This is a genomic window from Bacillus sp. UNCCL81 (genome assembly GCF_900112535.1).
Lineage (GTDB): Bacteria > Bacillota > Bacilli > Bacillales > Bacillaceae_G > Gottfriedia > Gottfriedia luciferensis_B.
Genome location: NZ_FOMF01000005.1, coordinates 67,375 through 83,243 on the forward strand (window position 1 = coordinate 67,375; position 15,869 = coordinate 83,243).

The 15,869-nt window shown below is 31.1% G+C and carries 17 protein-coding genes and 1 other annotated feature; of the genes, 9 read left to right on the forward strand and 8 right to left on the reverse strand.

Annotated elements, in window-relative coordinates:
- Positions 1-7 precede the first annotated feature (7 nt).
- Positions 8-493, reverse strand: a complete 486-nt coding sequence (gene sigV / locus BM319_RS12350) for an RNA polymerase sigma factor SigV (protein WP_029715399.1) — start codon at positions 491-493, stop codon at positions 8-10.
- Between the two features lie 452 nt (positions 494-945).
- Here sigV and BM319_RS12355 point away from each other — a divergent pair, with 452 nt between their 5' ends.
- The gene (locus BM319_RS12355) at positions 946-1,512 is read left to right on the forward strand and encodes a GNAT family N-acetyltransferase (RefSeq protein ID WP_025569232.1); all 567 of its coding nucleotides are present in this window, start codon (positions 946-948) and stop codon (positions 1,510-1,512) included.
- An 84-nt stretch (positions 1,513-1,596) separates the two neighbouring features.
- Here BM319_RS12355 and BM319_RS12360 read toward each other — a convergent pair whose 3' ends face one another.
- On the reverse strand, positions 1,597-2,892 hold the full coding sequence (locus BM319_RS12360; RefSeq protein WP_175495607.1) for a polysaccharide deacetylase family protein: 1,296 nt from the start codon (positions 2,890-2,892) through the stop codon (positions 1,597-1,599).
- Positions 2,893-3,468: 576 nt separating this feature from the next.
- On the opposite strand from BM319_RS12360, the gene BM319_RS12365 reads away from it, so the two are divergent.
- The 5 genes from BM319_RS12365 (at position 3,469) to BM319_RS12385 (ending at position 8,862) form a co-directional block, all read left to right on the forward strand.
- Positions 3,469-4,224, forward strand: coding sequence for a DUF2087 domain-containing protein (locus tag BM319_RS12365; protein WP_069032728.1), 756 nt, complete (start codon positions 3,469-3,471; stop codon positions 4,222-4,224).
- 20 nt (positions 4,225-4,244) lie between these two features.
- Positions 4,245-4,613, forward strand: a complete 369-nt coding sequence (locus BM319_RS12370; RefSeq protein WP_091023218.1) for a GIY-YIG nuclease family protein — start codon at positions 4,245-4,247, stop codon at positions 4,611-4,613.
- 59 nt (positions 4,614-4,672) lie between these two features.
- Positions 4,673-6,001 (forward strand): MATE family efflux transporter, encoded by a 1,329-nt coding sequence (locus BM319_RS12375; RefSeq protein ID WP_084006785.1) that lies wholly within the window; start codon positions 4,673-4,675, stop codon positions 5,999-6,001.
- A gap of 400 nt (positions 6,002-6,401) precedes the next feature.
- On the forward strand, positions 6,402-7,733 hold the full coding sequence (locus tag BM319_RS12380; RefSeq protein WP_069032729.1) for a cytochrome ubiquinol oxidase subunit I: 1,332 nt from the start codon (positions 6,402-6,404) through the stop codon (positions 7,731-7,733).
- A gap of 112 nt (positions 7,734-7,845) precedes the next feature.
- Positions 7,846-8,862 (forward strand): cytochrome d ubiquinol oxidase subunit II, encoded by a 1,017-nt coding sequence (locus BM319_RS12385; protein WP_025569211.1) that lies wholly within the window; start codon positions 7,846-7,848, stop codon positions 8,860-8,862.
- Between the two features lie 242 nt (positions 8,863-9,104).
- On the opposite strand, the gene BM319_RS25095 is transcribed toward BM319_RS12385, so the two are convergent.
- The 5 genes from BM319_RS25095 to BM319_RS25325 form a co-directional block, all read right to left on the reverse strand.
- Positions 9,105-9,236, reverse strand: coding sequence for a hypothetical protein (locus tag BM319_RS25095; protein WP_286143748.1), 132 nt, complete (start codon positions 9,234-9,236; stop codon positions 9,105-9,107).
- A gap of 121 nt (positions 9,237-9,357) precedes the next feature.
- Positions 9,358-10,011, reverse strand: coding sequence for an amino acid ABC transporter ATP-binding protein (locus BM319_RS12390; RefSeq protein WP_025569212.1), 654 nt, complete (start codon positions 10,009-10,011; stop codon positions 9,358-9,360).
- A 13-nt stretch (positions 10,012-10,024) separates the two neighbouring features.
- Positions 10,025-10,666, reverse strand: coding sequence for an amino acid ABC transporter permease (locus tag BM319_RS12395; RefSeq protein WP_069032731.1), 642 nt, complete (start codon positions 10,664-10,666; stop codon positions 10,025-10,027).
- A gap of 16 nt (positions 10,667-10,682) precedes the next feature.
- Positions 10,683-11,459, reverse strand: coding sequence for an amino acid ABC transporter substrate-binding protein (locus BM319_RS12400; protein ID WP_091022904.1), 777 nt, complete (start codon positions 11,457-11,459; stop codon positions 10,683-10,685).
- 65 nt (positions 11,460-11,524) lie between these two features.
- Positions 11,525-11,784: a binding site (T-box leader), on the reverse strand.
- 638 nt (positions 11,785-12,422) lie between these two features.
- Complete coding sequence (locus tag BM319_RS25325; protein ID WP_483295410.1) at positions 12,423-12,527, reverse strand: putative holin-like toxin; 105 nt, start codon at positions 12,525-12,527, stop codon at positions 12,423-12,425.
- 291 nt (positions 12,528-12,818) lie between these two features.
- On the opposite strand from BM319_RS25325, the gene BM319_RS12405 reads away from it, so the two are divergent.
- Together BM319_RS12405 and BM319_RS12410 are read left to right on the forward strand one after the other, a co-directional pair.
- Positions 12,819-13,700, forward strand: coding sequence for a radical SAM/SPASM domain-containing protein (locus BM319_RS12405; protein WP_091022907.1), 882 nt, complete (start codon positions 12,819-12,821; stop codon positions 13,698-13,700).
- Positions 13,701-13,833: 133 nt separating this feature from the next.
- Entirely contained in the window at positions 13,834-14,445 is a 612-nt protein-coding gene (locus tag BM319_RS12410) for an acetate uptake transporter (protein WP_069032734.1), read from the forward strand.
- Positions 14,446-14,518: 73 nt separating this feature from the next.
- Here BM319_RS12410 and BM319_RS24370 read toward each other — a convergent pair whose 3' ends face one another.
- The gene (locus tag BM319_RS24370) at positions 14,519-14,677 is read right to left on the reverse strand and encodes a hypothetical protein (protein WP_286143751.1); all 159 of its coding nucleotides are present in this window, start codon (positions 14,675-14,677) and stop codon (positions 14,519-14,521) included.
- 472 nt (positions 14,678-15,149) lie between these two features.
- Here BM319_RS24370 and BM319_RS12415 point away from each other — a divergent pair, with 472 nt between their 5' ends.
- Positions 15,150-15,785, forward strand: coding sequence for an FMN-dependent NADH-azoreductase (locus BM319_RS12415; RefSeq protein WP_069032735.1), 636 nt, complete (start codon positions 15,150-15,152; stop codon positions 15,783-15,785).
- The last annotated feature ends 84 nt before the right edge of the window (positions 15,786-15,869 follow it).

The window sequence follows — 15,869 nt, forward strand, 5'->3', positions numbered from 1 at the left end:
AATAAATTCATTTCATTTTAATCCGGAGTATTTCTAAAGCTTTATATAAACGAGTTTTGATTGTATTTGGACTCTCCTGTAAAATTTCAGCAACTTCTTCAATCTTTAAGTCTTCGAAATATCTGAGGACAATTACAGCCCGATATTTAGTAGGTAAAGATTCTAATGATCTTTCTAAATCAATATCTGTATAATTATCATCCTGTCCTGAAGAATATAACTCAATCGTTTCTTCATCCATTACAGTTACTTTTTTTTGTTTTCTTAAAAAATCTAATGATGTATTTACTACAATTCTATAAAACCAACTTTTTAAAGATTGTTCATTTTTTAATTTATCTTTTGAGGAAATGGCTTTATGAATAGAATCTTGTAATATATCCACCGCATCTTCTGAGTTTTTAACGTAGCTATAAGCTAACCGATAAAAATCATCTTTATTATTAATAATAAAATCTACAAGTTCCTTTTCTAAGTTAGACTTCCCCTTCATTTAAAGAGCTCCTTTTTTGAGATACGTATCTAAGAAGGTACACATTATAAAAGACGTATACCTATTCGAAAAAGTTTTATAAAAAGTAAAAAATATTTAAGGAAATTTTTACTATAAAATTAGCCTAACCGTTTAATGGAAATTTGGCCTAAGTTAGTAGTATACAGATGGCATACCTATTCGTAAACAAACTATAGACAATTAATCAAAAAAAAGAGCCAAGGAGTACTTCTGTTCTAAGCAACTGGCGTTATAAAGCATAAAAAGAACCAAAACAAAAAAAGCAAAAAATCTTAAAATTTTGCTCTTTAATAGTCGGTTTATTTGAAATTGCTGATAGTACAAATGAATCAAGTGGGTAAAATAGCTATTTATTTACATATTGAGATTATAGATAATAGAAATAAGAGTCTGCAAACTGTACTAATCTTACTAACTTAGTTGGAGGATATATGATTAAAGAACACTATAGTTTTAACCCATTTCCAAAAATAAACACGAACCGATTAGTTTTAAGACAAATGAATAATGAAGATCAATATGAAATATTTGCATTACGTTCAAATAAAAAAGTGTCCCAATATATTAACAGACCGATCGCAAAAGAAGTAGATGAAGCACTTCAATATATAAAAATGATTAATGAAGGAATTGAACGTAATGATTGGGTTCTTTGGGGAATTACTTTTAAAGAAAGTGATCAATTAATCGGTACAATTTGCTTGTGGAATTTTTCGGTTGAGCAATCGAAAGGGGAAGTTGGATATGAACTTTCACCAGAGCTTCAAGGAAAAGGAATCATGCAAGAGGCATTAAAAGCAGTGTTAGCATATGGATTTAATACACTTCATTTACAAGTCATTGAAGGAATTGTTCAGTCAGAAAATCAAAAATCAATCCAAATTTTAGAGAGAAATAAATTTATTAATAAAGGCTTGGTAAATAGGGGAACAACTAATGAAGAAGATATACATTCATATACTTTTGAATTAACGAATGAAAAGTATTACTCTAAATAATAGCTTGAAAAATAGAGAAGCAAATGGTTTAAAGTTTAAACAAACGTTTGAATAAAAAAGTAGTCGCTATTAGCGACTACTTTTCTAATTTAAACTAACAATTTTTAAATTTTTTGATTGAAGATATTCAATAATTTGTGGTAAAGCATCTAAAGAAGGTTTCGTTTCGTGAAGTAGAATGATACTTCCAGATTCAGTGTGGCTTTTAACGTAATTTATAATTGTATTTGTATTGCGGTTCTTCCAATCTTCAGTATCTTTATCCCATAAAACCATTTTAAATTGATGTTTTTGCATTAATTCAATAGTTGCTTGGTTTTTTGCACCGTATGGTGGTCTGAAAAGGGTTGTTTCTTGTTTTGTAATATTTTTTATTAAGTTATTTGTTCTAACCAGATCATCTTCTTGATTTTTATAAGTTAGTTTTATGAAGTCATCGTGGTGCATGGAGTGGCTTCCAACTGAGTACCCGTTAGAATATGCATATTGTACATTTTCAGGATATCTTACAACGTTATCTCCGATGTAGAAAAAAGTAGCGCCAACTTTATATTTTTTTAAAACATTTACTATTTCCTTCGAATACTTTGAGGGGCCGTCATCAAAAGTAATGGCTACACTACCTTGTGGGATACTATAGCTAACTACATTGTTTAATTTTACAGTCGGATAAATAGATTGAACGGGTTTATTAGGTTCTTGCTTAATTGCATATCTAACATCTGGTTCATTTGTGTGCACATTCGGTTGAGATACATTTTTAATAGCAGTTTTATTTGGATCTTGTTTATCCTGATTTGGTTTTATTTGTTTCGCTGGAGTTTTTATCGTTTGTGCCTTTGAAACACTTTCAGCTTTTGCTGGTTTTTTTCCGCAAAATAAAGATTCTGATTTACAAGTTTGACTCTTATAAGCTATTAAACTAATCGATAGAATACTAATAGCAGCAACAGTAAGCCAACCATAAAGTTTATAACGTTTTGAATTACTCTTTTCTTTTTTTGAACTGGATCGACTAATTGATAAATATGGTAGATCTATTAAAATCCTAAGATCTTTCATATTTTTTATGGAGTGAAGTTGAAGATGAAACTCTTCTGAACAAGGAAAGTAGATTTTTTCACTCTCATTATTGTTTGATTTAGTTACAAAACTAGTAAACTGATTTTTATCTTCATCCAAATTACTACATAAAGAAAGGCTAAACTTATAGTTATCATCAAAAATAATTTTTGATTTCATAAGATTGGCCGTTTCGTTGTCAATTTCCCAATGAAGTTCTATTTCTTGATTAAATAATAGTTTGATATGCAAAAAGGATTTATCGAATTTTTGTTCGATTGATAAAAGCTCAATTAGTTTTTCATTGTAAATTGACATAACTTCCTCCGATCTTATAAAGAAATTACTCATTTGCGTTTATTCTTAAACGTTAAAGACTGACGTAAAAATATACCTTTTGTCATACCTATTTCAACTGTTTTTCTTAAAATATATTAATCTAAAAGGAAAATAATTAGTAAAGATTATCCCTATTGAGGACAGTTTTTTTAATTCGATTAAAATGTGTCGAATATTAAATTTACCTTACATTTTAATTGTAAAGTACTGTAATAAATTGTCAATTGAAGATTTGAAATTAGTCCCTATGGAATAAGAGAATAAGGTTGAAAAGGATAGAAAGAATCAATTTAAAATTTTTAATTGATTGAAATGGCACCTTATTAGGAAAAAAGTACCTTTTAGGTGCTTTTTTTTGTAAATTAACTGTTCCAACATTTTAAATGGACGTTTTAGACATACTTTATTTTATGAATTATATAAGTATAAACAACTTAAGTTATTGATTAGTAAAATTGACATTTTGCAAACAATAACATATTATGTTTGTAAATAAATAAACATTTATAATTAATGTTTGGTAAGTAATAAACAAAAAAGGGTTGTGTTTATTAAGTGGAAAATTTAGATGTTTTTTGGAATGCCGATATAGAAGAATTAAAACAAGGATATATCGAAGAGGAAAATCATTATTTATGTTTACTATGTAGTAAAAGAATTGAAAAAGGAATTATCTATCAAGATTCAGGCATTTTATATGAAGCCGAAAAATACATGAAAGTTCATATAGATCAAAGTCATGACTCTGTTTTCGATTATTTAATCCAACTGGATAAAAAGCTAACAGGATTAACTGAGCATCAAAATCATCTTCTACGTCTTTTTTATCAAGGGAAGAGTGATACAGATATTCAAAAAGAAACTGGTATCGGAAGCGCTTCTACGATTAGGAATCATCGGTTTGTTTTAAAGGAAAAGGAAAGACAAGCAAAATTATTTCTTGTCATGATGGAGCTTTTAAAAGAAAAGGATCAGCATGCGCCAAGTTTTTTACCACTTCATAAAACAGCAAAAATGGTCGATGAACGCTATAACATTACGGAAGATGAAATGGAAAAAACCTTAAAAAAATACTTTCCAGAAGGCATAGATGGATCATTAAAAAAATTTCCTTTAAAAGAAAAACAAAAACTTGTTGTTCTAAGAGAAATCGTTAAAAGATTTTCACCAAATAAAACTTATACAGAAAAAGAGATTAATGAAGTTCTGACAGCTATTTACCCTGATTATGTCGTGTTAAGAAGATACTTAATTGAATATGGCTTTATTGATCGAAAGTCGGATGGAAGTAGTTATTGGTTAAAAGCTTAGGAAAAGAAAGGTTGGTAAAAATGAGTAGAAAAAAAGAATTAAAAATGCAATATAAAGAAACGAAAGTTCAAGCAGGTATTTATCAAATTAAAAATATAAAAAATCAAAAAGTATTTATAGTAAGTACTAAAAATTTAAAAACAATTAATGGAAAGAAATTTGAATTAGAGGCAGGGTCTTGTACAAATAAAGCTCTGCAACAAGAATGGAATGAATATGGTAAAGAGTCATTTATATTTGAGGAATTAGAAATTTTAAAGGAAGAAGATATTAGTCCATTAGGTATAAAGGGAGATCTAAAAAGACTAGAGGGAAAATGGTTAGAAAAACTTCAACCATATGGTGAAAGAGGATATAACACATATAGTAGCAAGGGTGATCAAACTTGATTACATCAGAGATTAATCCTCAGGAGCAAAAAAAAGTAAAATTTACTTTATTACGCCCAATGATTATGTTTTTAATTCCATTACTTTTAAGTAATATTATGCAGTCTATTGGCCAGGTTTTTAGCATGATTATAGTAGGAAATTGGTTAGGGGAAAATGCTTTAGCTGCAATTTCAGCTTTCTTTCCGATCTTTTTCTTTTTAGTATCATTTATTATTGGAATTGGCTCTGGTAGTTCAATTTTAATCGGTCAGGCACATGGTGCAAAGCTTGAAGAAAAAGTAAAAGCTATTGTTGGAACGACTCTTACTTTTACTCTTATCCTCTCTGTAGTACTTGCGATAATCGGCAATATTTTTATTGAAAAACTTTTGAGTTTAATAGGAACTCCTGAAAATATTCTTCATGTAAGTACACATTATGCTTCTATTTTATTTTGGTCGATTCCCGTGCTATTTATCTATATGGTATATACAACTCTAATGAGAGGTATTGGAGATTCGAAAACACCATTTTATTTTCTTATATTAAGTACAGTTTTAAATGTTGCACTTTTACCGCCATTAGTATTTGGTTGGGTAGGTATACCGAAGTTAGGAATATATGGGGCAGCATATGCATCAGTAGGTTCAACGGTTCTGACAAGTATAGTTCTATTCATATACTTACACAAAACCAATCATCCCCTACGACTTGATACTTCAATAAGAAACTATTTGAAGATGGACCCAAAACTTTTAAAACTAATTTTAAAACTAGGTATTCCAACCAGTATTAATATGGTATTTCTTTCGATTTCTGAGATTGCCGTTATTACTTTTGTTAATCAATATGGCTCAGATGCTACTGCATCCTATGGGGTAGTAAATCAGTTAGTAAGTTATGTTCAAATGCCATCTATTTGTATTGGAATCGCAGTATCAATTTTTGCTGCTCAGTCAATAGGAGCAAATCAGGTTAATCGATTAAACCAAGTTATTAAAATAGGATTATTACTTAACTATGTGCTAGGTGGCATAGTAGTATTACTCACTTATTTTTTCTCAAAGCCTATTTTAAGTTTATTTCTAACGAATGATAGTACTGTACAAATTGCGAATAGTTTATTAATGATTACGTTATGGGGATATTTAATACTCGGACATTCATTTATTTTATCGTCTACAATGCGAGCTAGTGGAGCAGTACTGTGGCCAACTCTTATTAGTATATTTGTAATATGGTGTATTGAAGTACCTGTAGCCTATCTTTTATCTCATTACACAAGTCTCGGAATGAAAGGAATTTGGTTTGGTTACCCGGCAGCTTTTATAGTTGGGCTTGGATTAAACTTTTTATATTATAAATTTTCATGGAGAAAGAAACGTATAGTCCGTTTAGTCAATTAATTTGAAAAAACCACAAGGGAATTCCTTGTGGTTACAGTGTGTAGACAAAGTACTTTAAACTTGATTTTCAGACTGATTGCAAGCGCTTGTCTTTCGAGGCGCGAAGCCTGGTGAGGAGCGGAGTTACCCTAAACGGTAATGAGCACCGCAGACAGGCGAAGTAACGAAGAAAGCGAGCGTTTGTCAACAGTCTGAAGCCACAAGGGGATTCCTTGTGGTTATTTGTTTTCCCTTCAGAAATACCGTATACCTTTATTGTTATAGGAACATACTTTTATAGATACAAATTAAAATGCAATTTTACTGATTGTGTTCATAAAATCGTAACATTATCGGTCGTTTGATTAGAATAATTAATTACATTAGACAATAAGATATTACATTATAGGGGGGATTCGTAATGGACTTGGATAATGTCACACTCAGTAGATTACTAACAAGTATGACACTAGTATTTCACATTATTTTTGCAACAATTGGTGTAGGAATACCCTTAATGATCGCAATTGCAGAAGGGTTAGGAATCTTAAAAAAGGATCCACATTACACATTAATGGCAAGAAGATGGGCAAGAGGTTACACAATTACCGTTGCAGTTGGAGTAGTAACTGGAACATGTATTGGTCTACAACTATCCTTATTATGGCCGAGCTTTATGAGAATCGCGGGTCAAGCAATTAGTTTTCCATTGTTTATGGAAACATTCGCTTTCTTTTTTGAAGCAATATTCCTAGGGATTTATTTATACACTTGGGACCGATTTAAAAAACCTATTTACCATTGGTTGATCATTTTACCTGTTATATTAGGTTCAACTTTGTCGGCATTTTTTATCACTACGGTAAATGCGTTTATGAATACTCCACAAGGTTTTACTTTGAAAAATGGAATAATTAAAACTGTCGATCCGATTGCCGCTATGTTTAATCCAGCTGCTCCTTCTAAAACATTACATGTAATTGTTACTGCATATGTTGCATCTGCTCTTATTTTAACGTCAATTGCCGCTATTCAATTATTGAGAGGGAAGAATACGGAATACACACGAAAAGGGCTTCGATTAGCAGCAACATTAGGATTAATTTTTGCCGTTTTAACAGGTGTCACAGGAGATGTTTCAGCAAAATTCCTTGCTAAATATCAGCCAGAAAAACTAGCAGCAATTGAATGGCATTTTGAGACAGAAAGAGGGGCAGATTTTGTCTTATTCGGAACACTAGATGATAAAACACATGAAGTAAAATATGAAATTCGAATTCCTAAACTGTTAAGCTTTTTATCTTTCTCAGATTTTAATGCACCAGTAACTGGATTAAATGAATTTCCAAAAGATGAGACGCCACCTTTGTTCATACATTATTTATTTGATATTAAGATGACATTTGTCGGCTTAATTATTTCGATGACCTTCATATTTGTTGTGTTTTCTATTAAAAAGAAAAATTGGATGCATAATAAATGGCTTTTACGTGGACTAGCGCTGACTGGCCCATTAGCGATGATCAATATCGAACTTGGATGGATGATTGCTGAAATTGGCCGCCAACCATGGATATTAAGAGGATATATGAAGGTTTCAGAGGGAGCCACAACTGCCCAAGGACTAGGTAGTATGTTTTGGTTATTTTTTGTATTGTATGTTTTTTTAGGAGTCTTTTGTACAATCGTTATTCGAAAAATGTTCATCCATAATCCACCCGAAGATGAACTTCAATATCGTTTAAAAAAATAGGCTCTGATAAATTTCAATCAAAAAACTCTCGGTAAGTTACGAATAAGTAAATGTTGTAGCTTGAAAGAGTATTACTTGAATTTGAACAAAGCCATGAATTGGAGGGTGAACATTGAATATTGAGTTATTAGGAATAATCGTTTTATGGATATTTCTATATGGATATATCATTATTGCATCAATTGACTTCGGTGCTGGATTCTTTGCTTATTATGGAAAAGTAACGAAAAAAGATCACTTAATAAATAATTTGATTAGTAGATATTTATCACCTGTTTGGGAGATAACGAATGTATTTTTTGTATTTTTCTTTGTTGGCATTATAGGTTTCTTTCCAAGTGTTGCATTTTACTATGGAACGGCTCTTTTAATCCCAGGGAGTATTTCACTAGTCCTATTGGCAATTAGAGGTTCATTTTATGCATTTTCTAACTATGGATCAAAGAAAAACAAGGTTTATTTATTTTTATATGGAGCGACTGGCCTATTGATTCCCGCTTCACTTTGTACGGTTCTGACCATTTCTGGAGGAGGGTATATAGTTGAAAAAAACGGAGTCGTTCAATTTTTAGCTAAAAACTTATTAACAAGTTTATACTCTTGGAGTGTAGTAATCATTGCAATCATCTCAGTCTTATATATTAGTGCAACATTTTTAACCTATTACGCAAGTAAAGCGAAAGATGAAAGTGCACTGGAAATATTAAGACAATATGCTTTATATTGGACCGCTCCTACAATCCTATCAAGTTTTCTTGTTTTTGTTGGATTAAGAGATAATAATAATAGGTTTTATCAAAATATAGTTAATCATTATTGGTGGATGTTTTTATTATCATTAATTTGTTTTTTAATAGCATCTTCATTAATTTTACTAAAACGAAATTACGGTACAGCCTTTATATTTGTAATGCTCCAATTCTTCTTTGCTTTTTTCGGCTACGGGGCGGCGCACTTGCCATATATATTAGATCCATATATTACGATATACAATGGATACACTAATCAAACATCCGGTACCATGCTAGTAACTGTATTTGTCTTAGGGTTACTACTATTAGTTCCATCGCTATTGTTCCTATTTAAACTATTTTTATTTGATGCGGAGTATGTTCAAGGCAAAAAGTAAAGTGGGGGAGATGAAATGCACTCTTCTAATAAACATGAAAAGCGGCTTGTGCTTTTGTGTTTTATTGTAGCTTTTATTATGGGATTATCTTTTATTAGTAAATTTTTTCATTGAATAATGAGTAGAGTGGGGGCGCCAACATTTTTTATTTAGGCGTCTTTTTCTATGTTGATATATCGCTAAATAGGCTGTTGGAAACTTTAATAAGGGAAAGGTTGCAAATAAAAAAGGTGAAACTGCAATTAAAAAAAGGAAAACTTCAAATAAACGGATGGTACTGCAAATAAAAAAGGCAAAACTACAGTTAAATTAAGTGAAACTGCAATTAAAAATGTCAAAACTGCAAATAAAAAAGGTGAATCTGCAAATAACATGCTAAATTCACCTAAAATGAAGTCGATTTTACATAGTAATACGTTTGTATTATAAAGTTTTATTAGTAAAAAGGGTGAATCTAAGCAAATAGTTTAAAATATAACCTTGTTCCCGCTACATTCATGCACTTTCTAAAACTTTTCCTTCTTTTACAAGTAGCGTACGAGTTGAAACATTATTTGCGAATTCCATGTCATGAGTAATGACTAGAATGCTCATACCTTCTTTTGCTAATTTTTTCATAATCTCTGCTATTCCGTTCGTTAGTTCAGGATCTAGTGCTGAAGTAGGTTCATCAAAGCAAAGAATTTTTGGCTCTAGTGCACAAGCTCTAGCGATCGCTACACGTTGCTGCTGGCCACCGGATAACTCGTTTGGTAATGAATTTGCTTTATCACTAAGACCAACTTGTTTTAATAAATCTATTGCTCTTTTTTTAGCTTCTTCTTTATTCATACCTAGTACAAGAGTAGGGGCTTCAATAATATTTTCAATTACTGTTTTATGTGGGAATAAATTATAGTTTTGAAAAACCAGTCCGACGTTTTTTCTTACTTTTAAAAGATCTTTTTTAGATTTTATCATTTGACCATCTATTTCAATTGATCCGCCATCGAAGTTTTCTAAGCCATTTATACAACGAAGTATTGTCGTTTTACCTGCTCCTGATTGTCCTAGTAGAGTAACGATTTCTCCTTTATTAACTTCAAAAGAGACTTCATTTAATACGGTTTGTTTATTAAACTGTTTTGTTAAGTTATTTACTTTTAACATATTTAGTCTCTCCTTATTTATAATATGAATATCGATTTTCTAATCGTTTAAATAAATTTGTTAATATTGCTGTTAACAGTAGATAAATAATACCAACGAAAACAAGAGGCAGTAGTGATGCGCTTGTATTAGATGCGATTTTAGCTACACGAAGCATATCATCAAGACCAACAACATATACAAGAGCTGAATCTTTTATAAGTGTAATTACTTCGTTTGAAACAGGAGGTAATACTTTCTTTGTCATTTGAGGCAAAATAATTCTTTTAAAAGTTTGACTGCGACTCAAGCCTAAAACCTCTGCTGCTTCATATTGACCTTTATCAACTGATTGAATACCAGCTCTGAATATTTCACCAAAATAAGCTGCATAATTCAGTACAAATGCAATAATAACTGTTGTAAAACGGTCAAAGACAATTCCGACTAATGGTAAACCAAAAAAGATAAAGATTAATTGTAAAAGTAGAGGTGTACCACGCATTAATAAAATATAAGAACTAATAATTGATTTGATTGCTGTAATATTCGAAAGTCTTCCAAGTGCAATGATGATTCCAAGTGGAATTGCTAACGCTAGAGTAATTAAGAAAACCTCTAGCGTTACTTTTAATCCATCAAGCATGGAAGGTAATAAAGATGTAATTTGTTCCATGATCGTAAGCTCCTTTTTATTTCAATGTACCGAACCATTTTTTATAAATTTTGTCGTAAGTACCATCTTTTTTCATAGCACTAATTTGTTTGTTAATTTTTTTAAGTAAATCAGAATCATCTTTTCTAACGCCAATTCCATACTCTTCTTCACCAAAGTTATCTTCTAAAATTTTGTATTTGTTTTGGCCTCTTTTGTTCATGTAATATCTAGCTAATGTTTCATCCGCTACAACCACATCTAGACGTTTTGATTCTAAGTCCATTAAAGCTTGGTTGTTATTTTCATATAATACTGGTTTACTACCGTTAAATGATTTTACTAAGTTTTTCTCTTTATTAACTGCATCTAAAGAACTTGATCCTTCTTGAATCCCAACATTTTTACCTTTTAAATCTGATTTTGATTTTATTTTTGAATTTGCTAGGGTGATAATAACTTGTCTATTTTTTAAATATGCATCTGAGAAGTTTACTTTTTTCTTACGCTCATCTGTAATTGAATAGCCGTTCCAAATTGCATCAATATTTCCTGATTTTAATTCAGTCTCTTTCATTGACCAATCAATTGGTTGGAAAGTTACTTTTATATTTTCACGTTTAAATACTTCTTTTGCTAAATCAATATCAAAACCTACAACCTTACCTTTATCATCTTTAAAACCCATTGGTACAAAAGTATCATCTAATCCAATGACTACTTCGTTTGCATTTCGTTTTTCTTTTCCACACCCAGTCACTACTAATATTGAAATCATACAAATGATAATTGCTGACATTAATTTTTTATTCATTTTACTCTCTCCCTTAAAATATTCTTGAAAAACAAAAAACTCCCGTCCTCTAGCTATATGAATAGCTAGAGGACGGGAGTATTACTCACGTGGTTCCACCTCTATTTATTGATACCTCACGATACCAACCTCTTCAAGTGCAGCAATTAAGCTATACTCTAGCACGATAACGGGTGCAGGGAATCCGGAAACAGTCTACTACCAAAAAGGGTTCGGTGCTCAGCTCAGAGATGTGTTCAAAATATTGTCTTACGCCCCTCGCACCAACCGGGAACTCTCTGTTTAAGAACTTAATACTTTTACTATTTCTCATCAATGCTTTTAAAATTAAATTTTCAAATATGTTCAATGCTGTAATTTTTATAAAATCAAACTAGTTTGTTTTGCGATGAACAAATAATATTACAGATTACAAACAACTGTCAACAAATTTTATTTAAAAAAACTTTGATTTTGTCAAAACTTGGGTAGGAAATTTCTCGGGAAATATGGAAAATTGTCGATTGAATGCTAATAAAACTGATTGGAATTGTAAAATATTATCAATTCACACAAATAACATATACTTTATAAATTTCGATTAAAAACTATGATAAATTATCATTAAGGACGAGTGCTGTAACACTTGTTCTAGGCAATTAAATAAGCCGAGATGGTTTTATCTATGAAATTTTCTAAGAAGTAGCCCATGCCCAGTCAAAGTATAGGGGCTATTTCTTTTTTGTTGCGTTTATAATACTAACTACTAATTGGATCAATGCAACGAAAAGCGATATAAGAATTTTCTTATATTTAACAAAAAATTCATGCGCTCAAAGTATATCTAAAGAATCGTATGATATAATAAACATATATTAAAAAAGAACGAGTGCTGTTACACCCGTTCTAGGCAACTTAATAAGCCGAGATGGTTTTATCTTGTAAGTTCTAAGAAGTAGCCCATGCCGAGCAAAAGCATAGGGGCTATTTCTTTTTTGTTGCGTTTATAATACTAACTACTAATTGGATCAATGCAACGACAAAAGTCATTGCGATGAAGATTAGAGTAAGTATTTCAAGTGTTTGCATTGGCAGCACCTCCTTTCTACAAAAATGCGTAGAAAAGAAGATAAAACCAATTCCCCTATGCTATTCAATTGCCTAGTTTAATTATAATAAAATAATTATGATTAAACTGAATCTATAATTATAAAATTTAAACAATATCATGAAGTTTTAGAATGATTACAATTCTGTTCGGTTGGTAAAAATTGAACAGAGTGTTGAAATATTAATATCTTAAAAATTATTGTATGATAGGATTAGAGTTTTTTTAGAACGAGATATGTGGATATAGATAAATTAAATTAGGAGAGTAGAATGAGAAAATTTAAGAAAGTTTATATAGAGATTACAAATATATGTAATTTGAAGTGTAATTTTTGTCCAAGCCCAACGTTGGAGAGACCGTTGAAGTTTTTGGATGAGAAAGCATTTACTCATGTTGTAAATTCGGTTAAACCTTATACGGATCATATTTATTTTCATTTGATGGGTGAGCCCTTTTTAAATACCAAGCTCGGTAGATTTTTGGATATTAGTCATGAAAATGGTTTGAAGGTTAACATAACAACGAATGGTACGTTAATTAATAAGGTAAAGGATTTATTAATTGAATCCAAAGGTTTAAGACAAATCAATTTTTCACTTCATAGTTTTGAGGCGAATGATTTAACGAAGGATTTGCACGATTACGTTGAAAATATTACGAATTTCATTAATGAAGCGAATGAAAAAAGCGATATGATTTGTGCAATTAGGCTTTGGAATATGGATAGTGAAGAGTTAAGAGCAAGTAACTCACTGAATATTGATATATTAAATTTACTTGAGGAAAAATTAAATTTAGATTTTTCTTTAAGTGAAAGACTTCAGGAAACACATAATATTAAACTACGCGATAAAATTTATTTAAATATGGCAGAAAAGTTCCAATGGCCAGACATGGGTAATGATATTATCGATGAAAATGTATTCTGCTATGGTTTAAGAGATCAGATCGGTGTATTAGTTGATGGAACAGTAGTACCATGTTGTTTAGATAGCGAAGGGAAGATTCCATTAGGGAATATTTATGAGACATCATTAGAAGATATTTTAAATTCTGAGCGTGCACGAGCAATCTATGATGGCTTCTCAAGACGATGTGCAGTGGAAGAATTATGCAAAAGATGCGGTTATGCAAAACGACATAAAAAGTAATTTTTGGAAAAAACCGCTTTCTTTTTAAAAGAAAGTGCTTTCTTATTTAAAAGCGAAAAAAAGCTATATTAATCCCTGAAATTTTATAGTAGTATAGTTTAGTCTGTTTAAAATTTTAGGAGGATTTACATCAATGAAAGAACAACAAATTAAAATAACTACTGCAGATCCATCTGCAATTGGTTTATTCGGTTTAGCGATGGTAACGCTTGTTGCCTCAACACAAAAATTAGGAATTACTGATGGTGTTTCATTAGTATTACCGTGGGCGATATTTTTAGGTGCTATTGCACAATTATTTGCGAGTATCCAGGATTTTAAACATAATAATGTATTTGGAGCAACAGCATTTGGAGCATATGCATTCTTTTGGTTAGCTGTTGGTACTACTTGGTTAATCCAATTAGGTGTTTTTGGAGAAGCATTAATGAAAGCGGCTGATGTTAAGCAACTTGGTTTTGCTTTTGTAGGATATTTAATCTTTTCAATTTTTATGACAATCGGTGCAATGGAAACTCATAAGGTATTATTTATTATTTTTGTATTAATTGATTGTTTATTTATTGGGTTATCATTAAGTACATTAGGCTTTATGGAAGAAGCTACTCATACTTTTGCAGCATATAGTGAATTAGGAATAGCAATTATGTCATTTTATGGATCGGCTGCAGCTGTTTTAAATAGTCACTTTGGAAGAGAATTTTTACCTGTAGGGAAACCTTTTGGGATTTTTAAAGCGAAATAATAATTGAGTTCTAAAATTTATTTTTTGGACTTTGTCTATACACAAAAACCTTTACCAATGGAGTAAAGGTTTTTTAGCTGTTGAAAACAACCTTGTCAAGAAAATTACCAAATTTTTGTAAAAGGAGTAGAGTGATGTTGATTTCCACTACAGGATGCTCGCTTTCCATGGGGCGAGATTCTTTAGCCTCCTCGGCAAGCCTGCGGGGTCTCAGCCTTCCCGCTAATCCCATAGGAGTCGAGCACCCCTCCGATCCAATCAACTTATTCATCGAAAAAAGTCTGCAATATATGCTAATCAAATAGCCTTTACTTAGAGTAACCTAACAATAGTTAATTAATCAGTGTTAGTAGGTCAATTGATATCAAACATTAATCAAACTAATCAATTGAAATTGTTTTTCTAAAAATTAGTTCATAATTTTTTAACTTCTGAAAAAACGATTTCTAGTGTTATTGCAAACATAAAATTGATCAAACATATTAACACTTAAAACCTTTAATAGTTCATCTTAAAAGATGATAATTTCAAATGACAGTTAATGTCCGTTTACTCTATTGATCATGTTATATTTCAACACTATGTAAAAACCTTTACCATTCGAGTAAAGTTTTTTTTATAAATATTTGTATTGTTTAGTTAGAAATGACAGATGATAATATCGTGCTTTTAATTAAGGTAAAGAATGAAAGGTGGAAATACGTTTGACGACACTATTGTATATCACAGCACATCCTCACGATAAGTCTACTTCGTACAGTATGGCGGTTGGTGATGCTTTTATCGAGAGTTATAAAGCTGCACATCCTAATGACCAAGTAGTACATATTGACCTTTATAATGAAACGATTCCTCATATTGATGCTGAAGTGTTTGCAGGCTGGGGGAAACTTCAATCTGGAGGATCTTTTGATACACTTTCTTCAGGAGAGCAGTCAAAAGTAGGCAGACTAAATGAGATTGTTACTCAATTTGCTGAAGCAGATAAATATGTATTTGTAACACCTTTATGGAACTTTTTATTCCCTCCAATTATGAAAAACTATATTGATGCAATTTGCGTTGCTGGTAAAACTTTCAAATATACTTCTAATGGTCCTCAAGGATTATTAGGTGGTAAAAAAGCATTGCATATCCAGGCACGTGGAGGAGTTTATTCAGAAGGACCAGCTGCAGGTCTAGAAATGGGACATCGTTATATTGGAGTGATAATGGGCTTCTTAGGTGTTCAAGACTTTAATGGAATTTTTGTAGAAGGTCAAAATCAATTCCCAGACCGAGCACAAGAAATTAAAGAACAAGCAATTCAAAAAGCTAAGGAAACTGCAAAGGATTTTTAATATGAGTACAACAAAAAAACTCACTTTTTTGTGAGTTTTTTGTTCTTTTATAATGATCAATTTAACGGTATTCTTGTGCCTGAT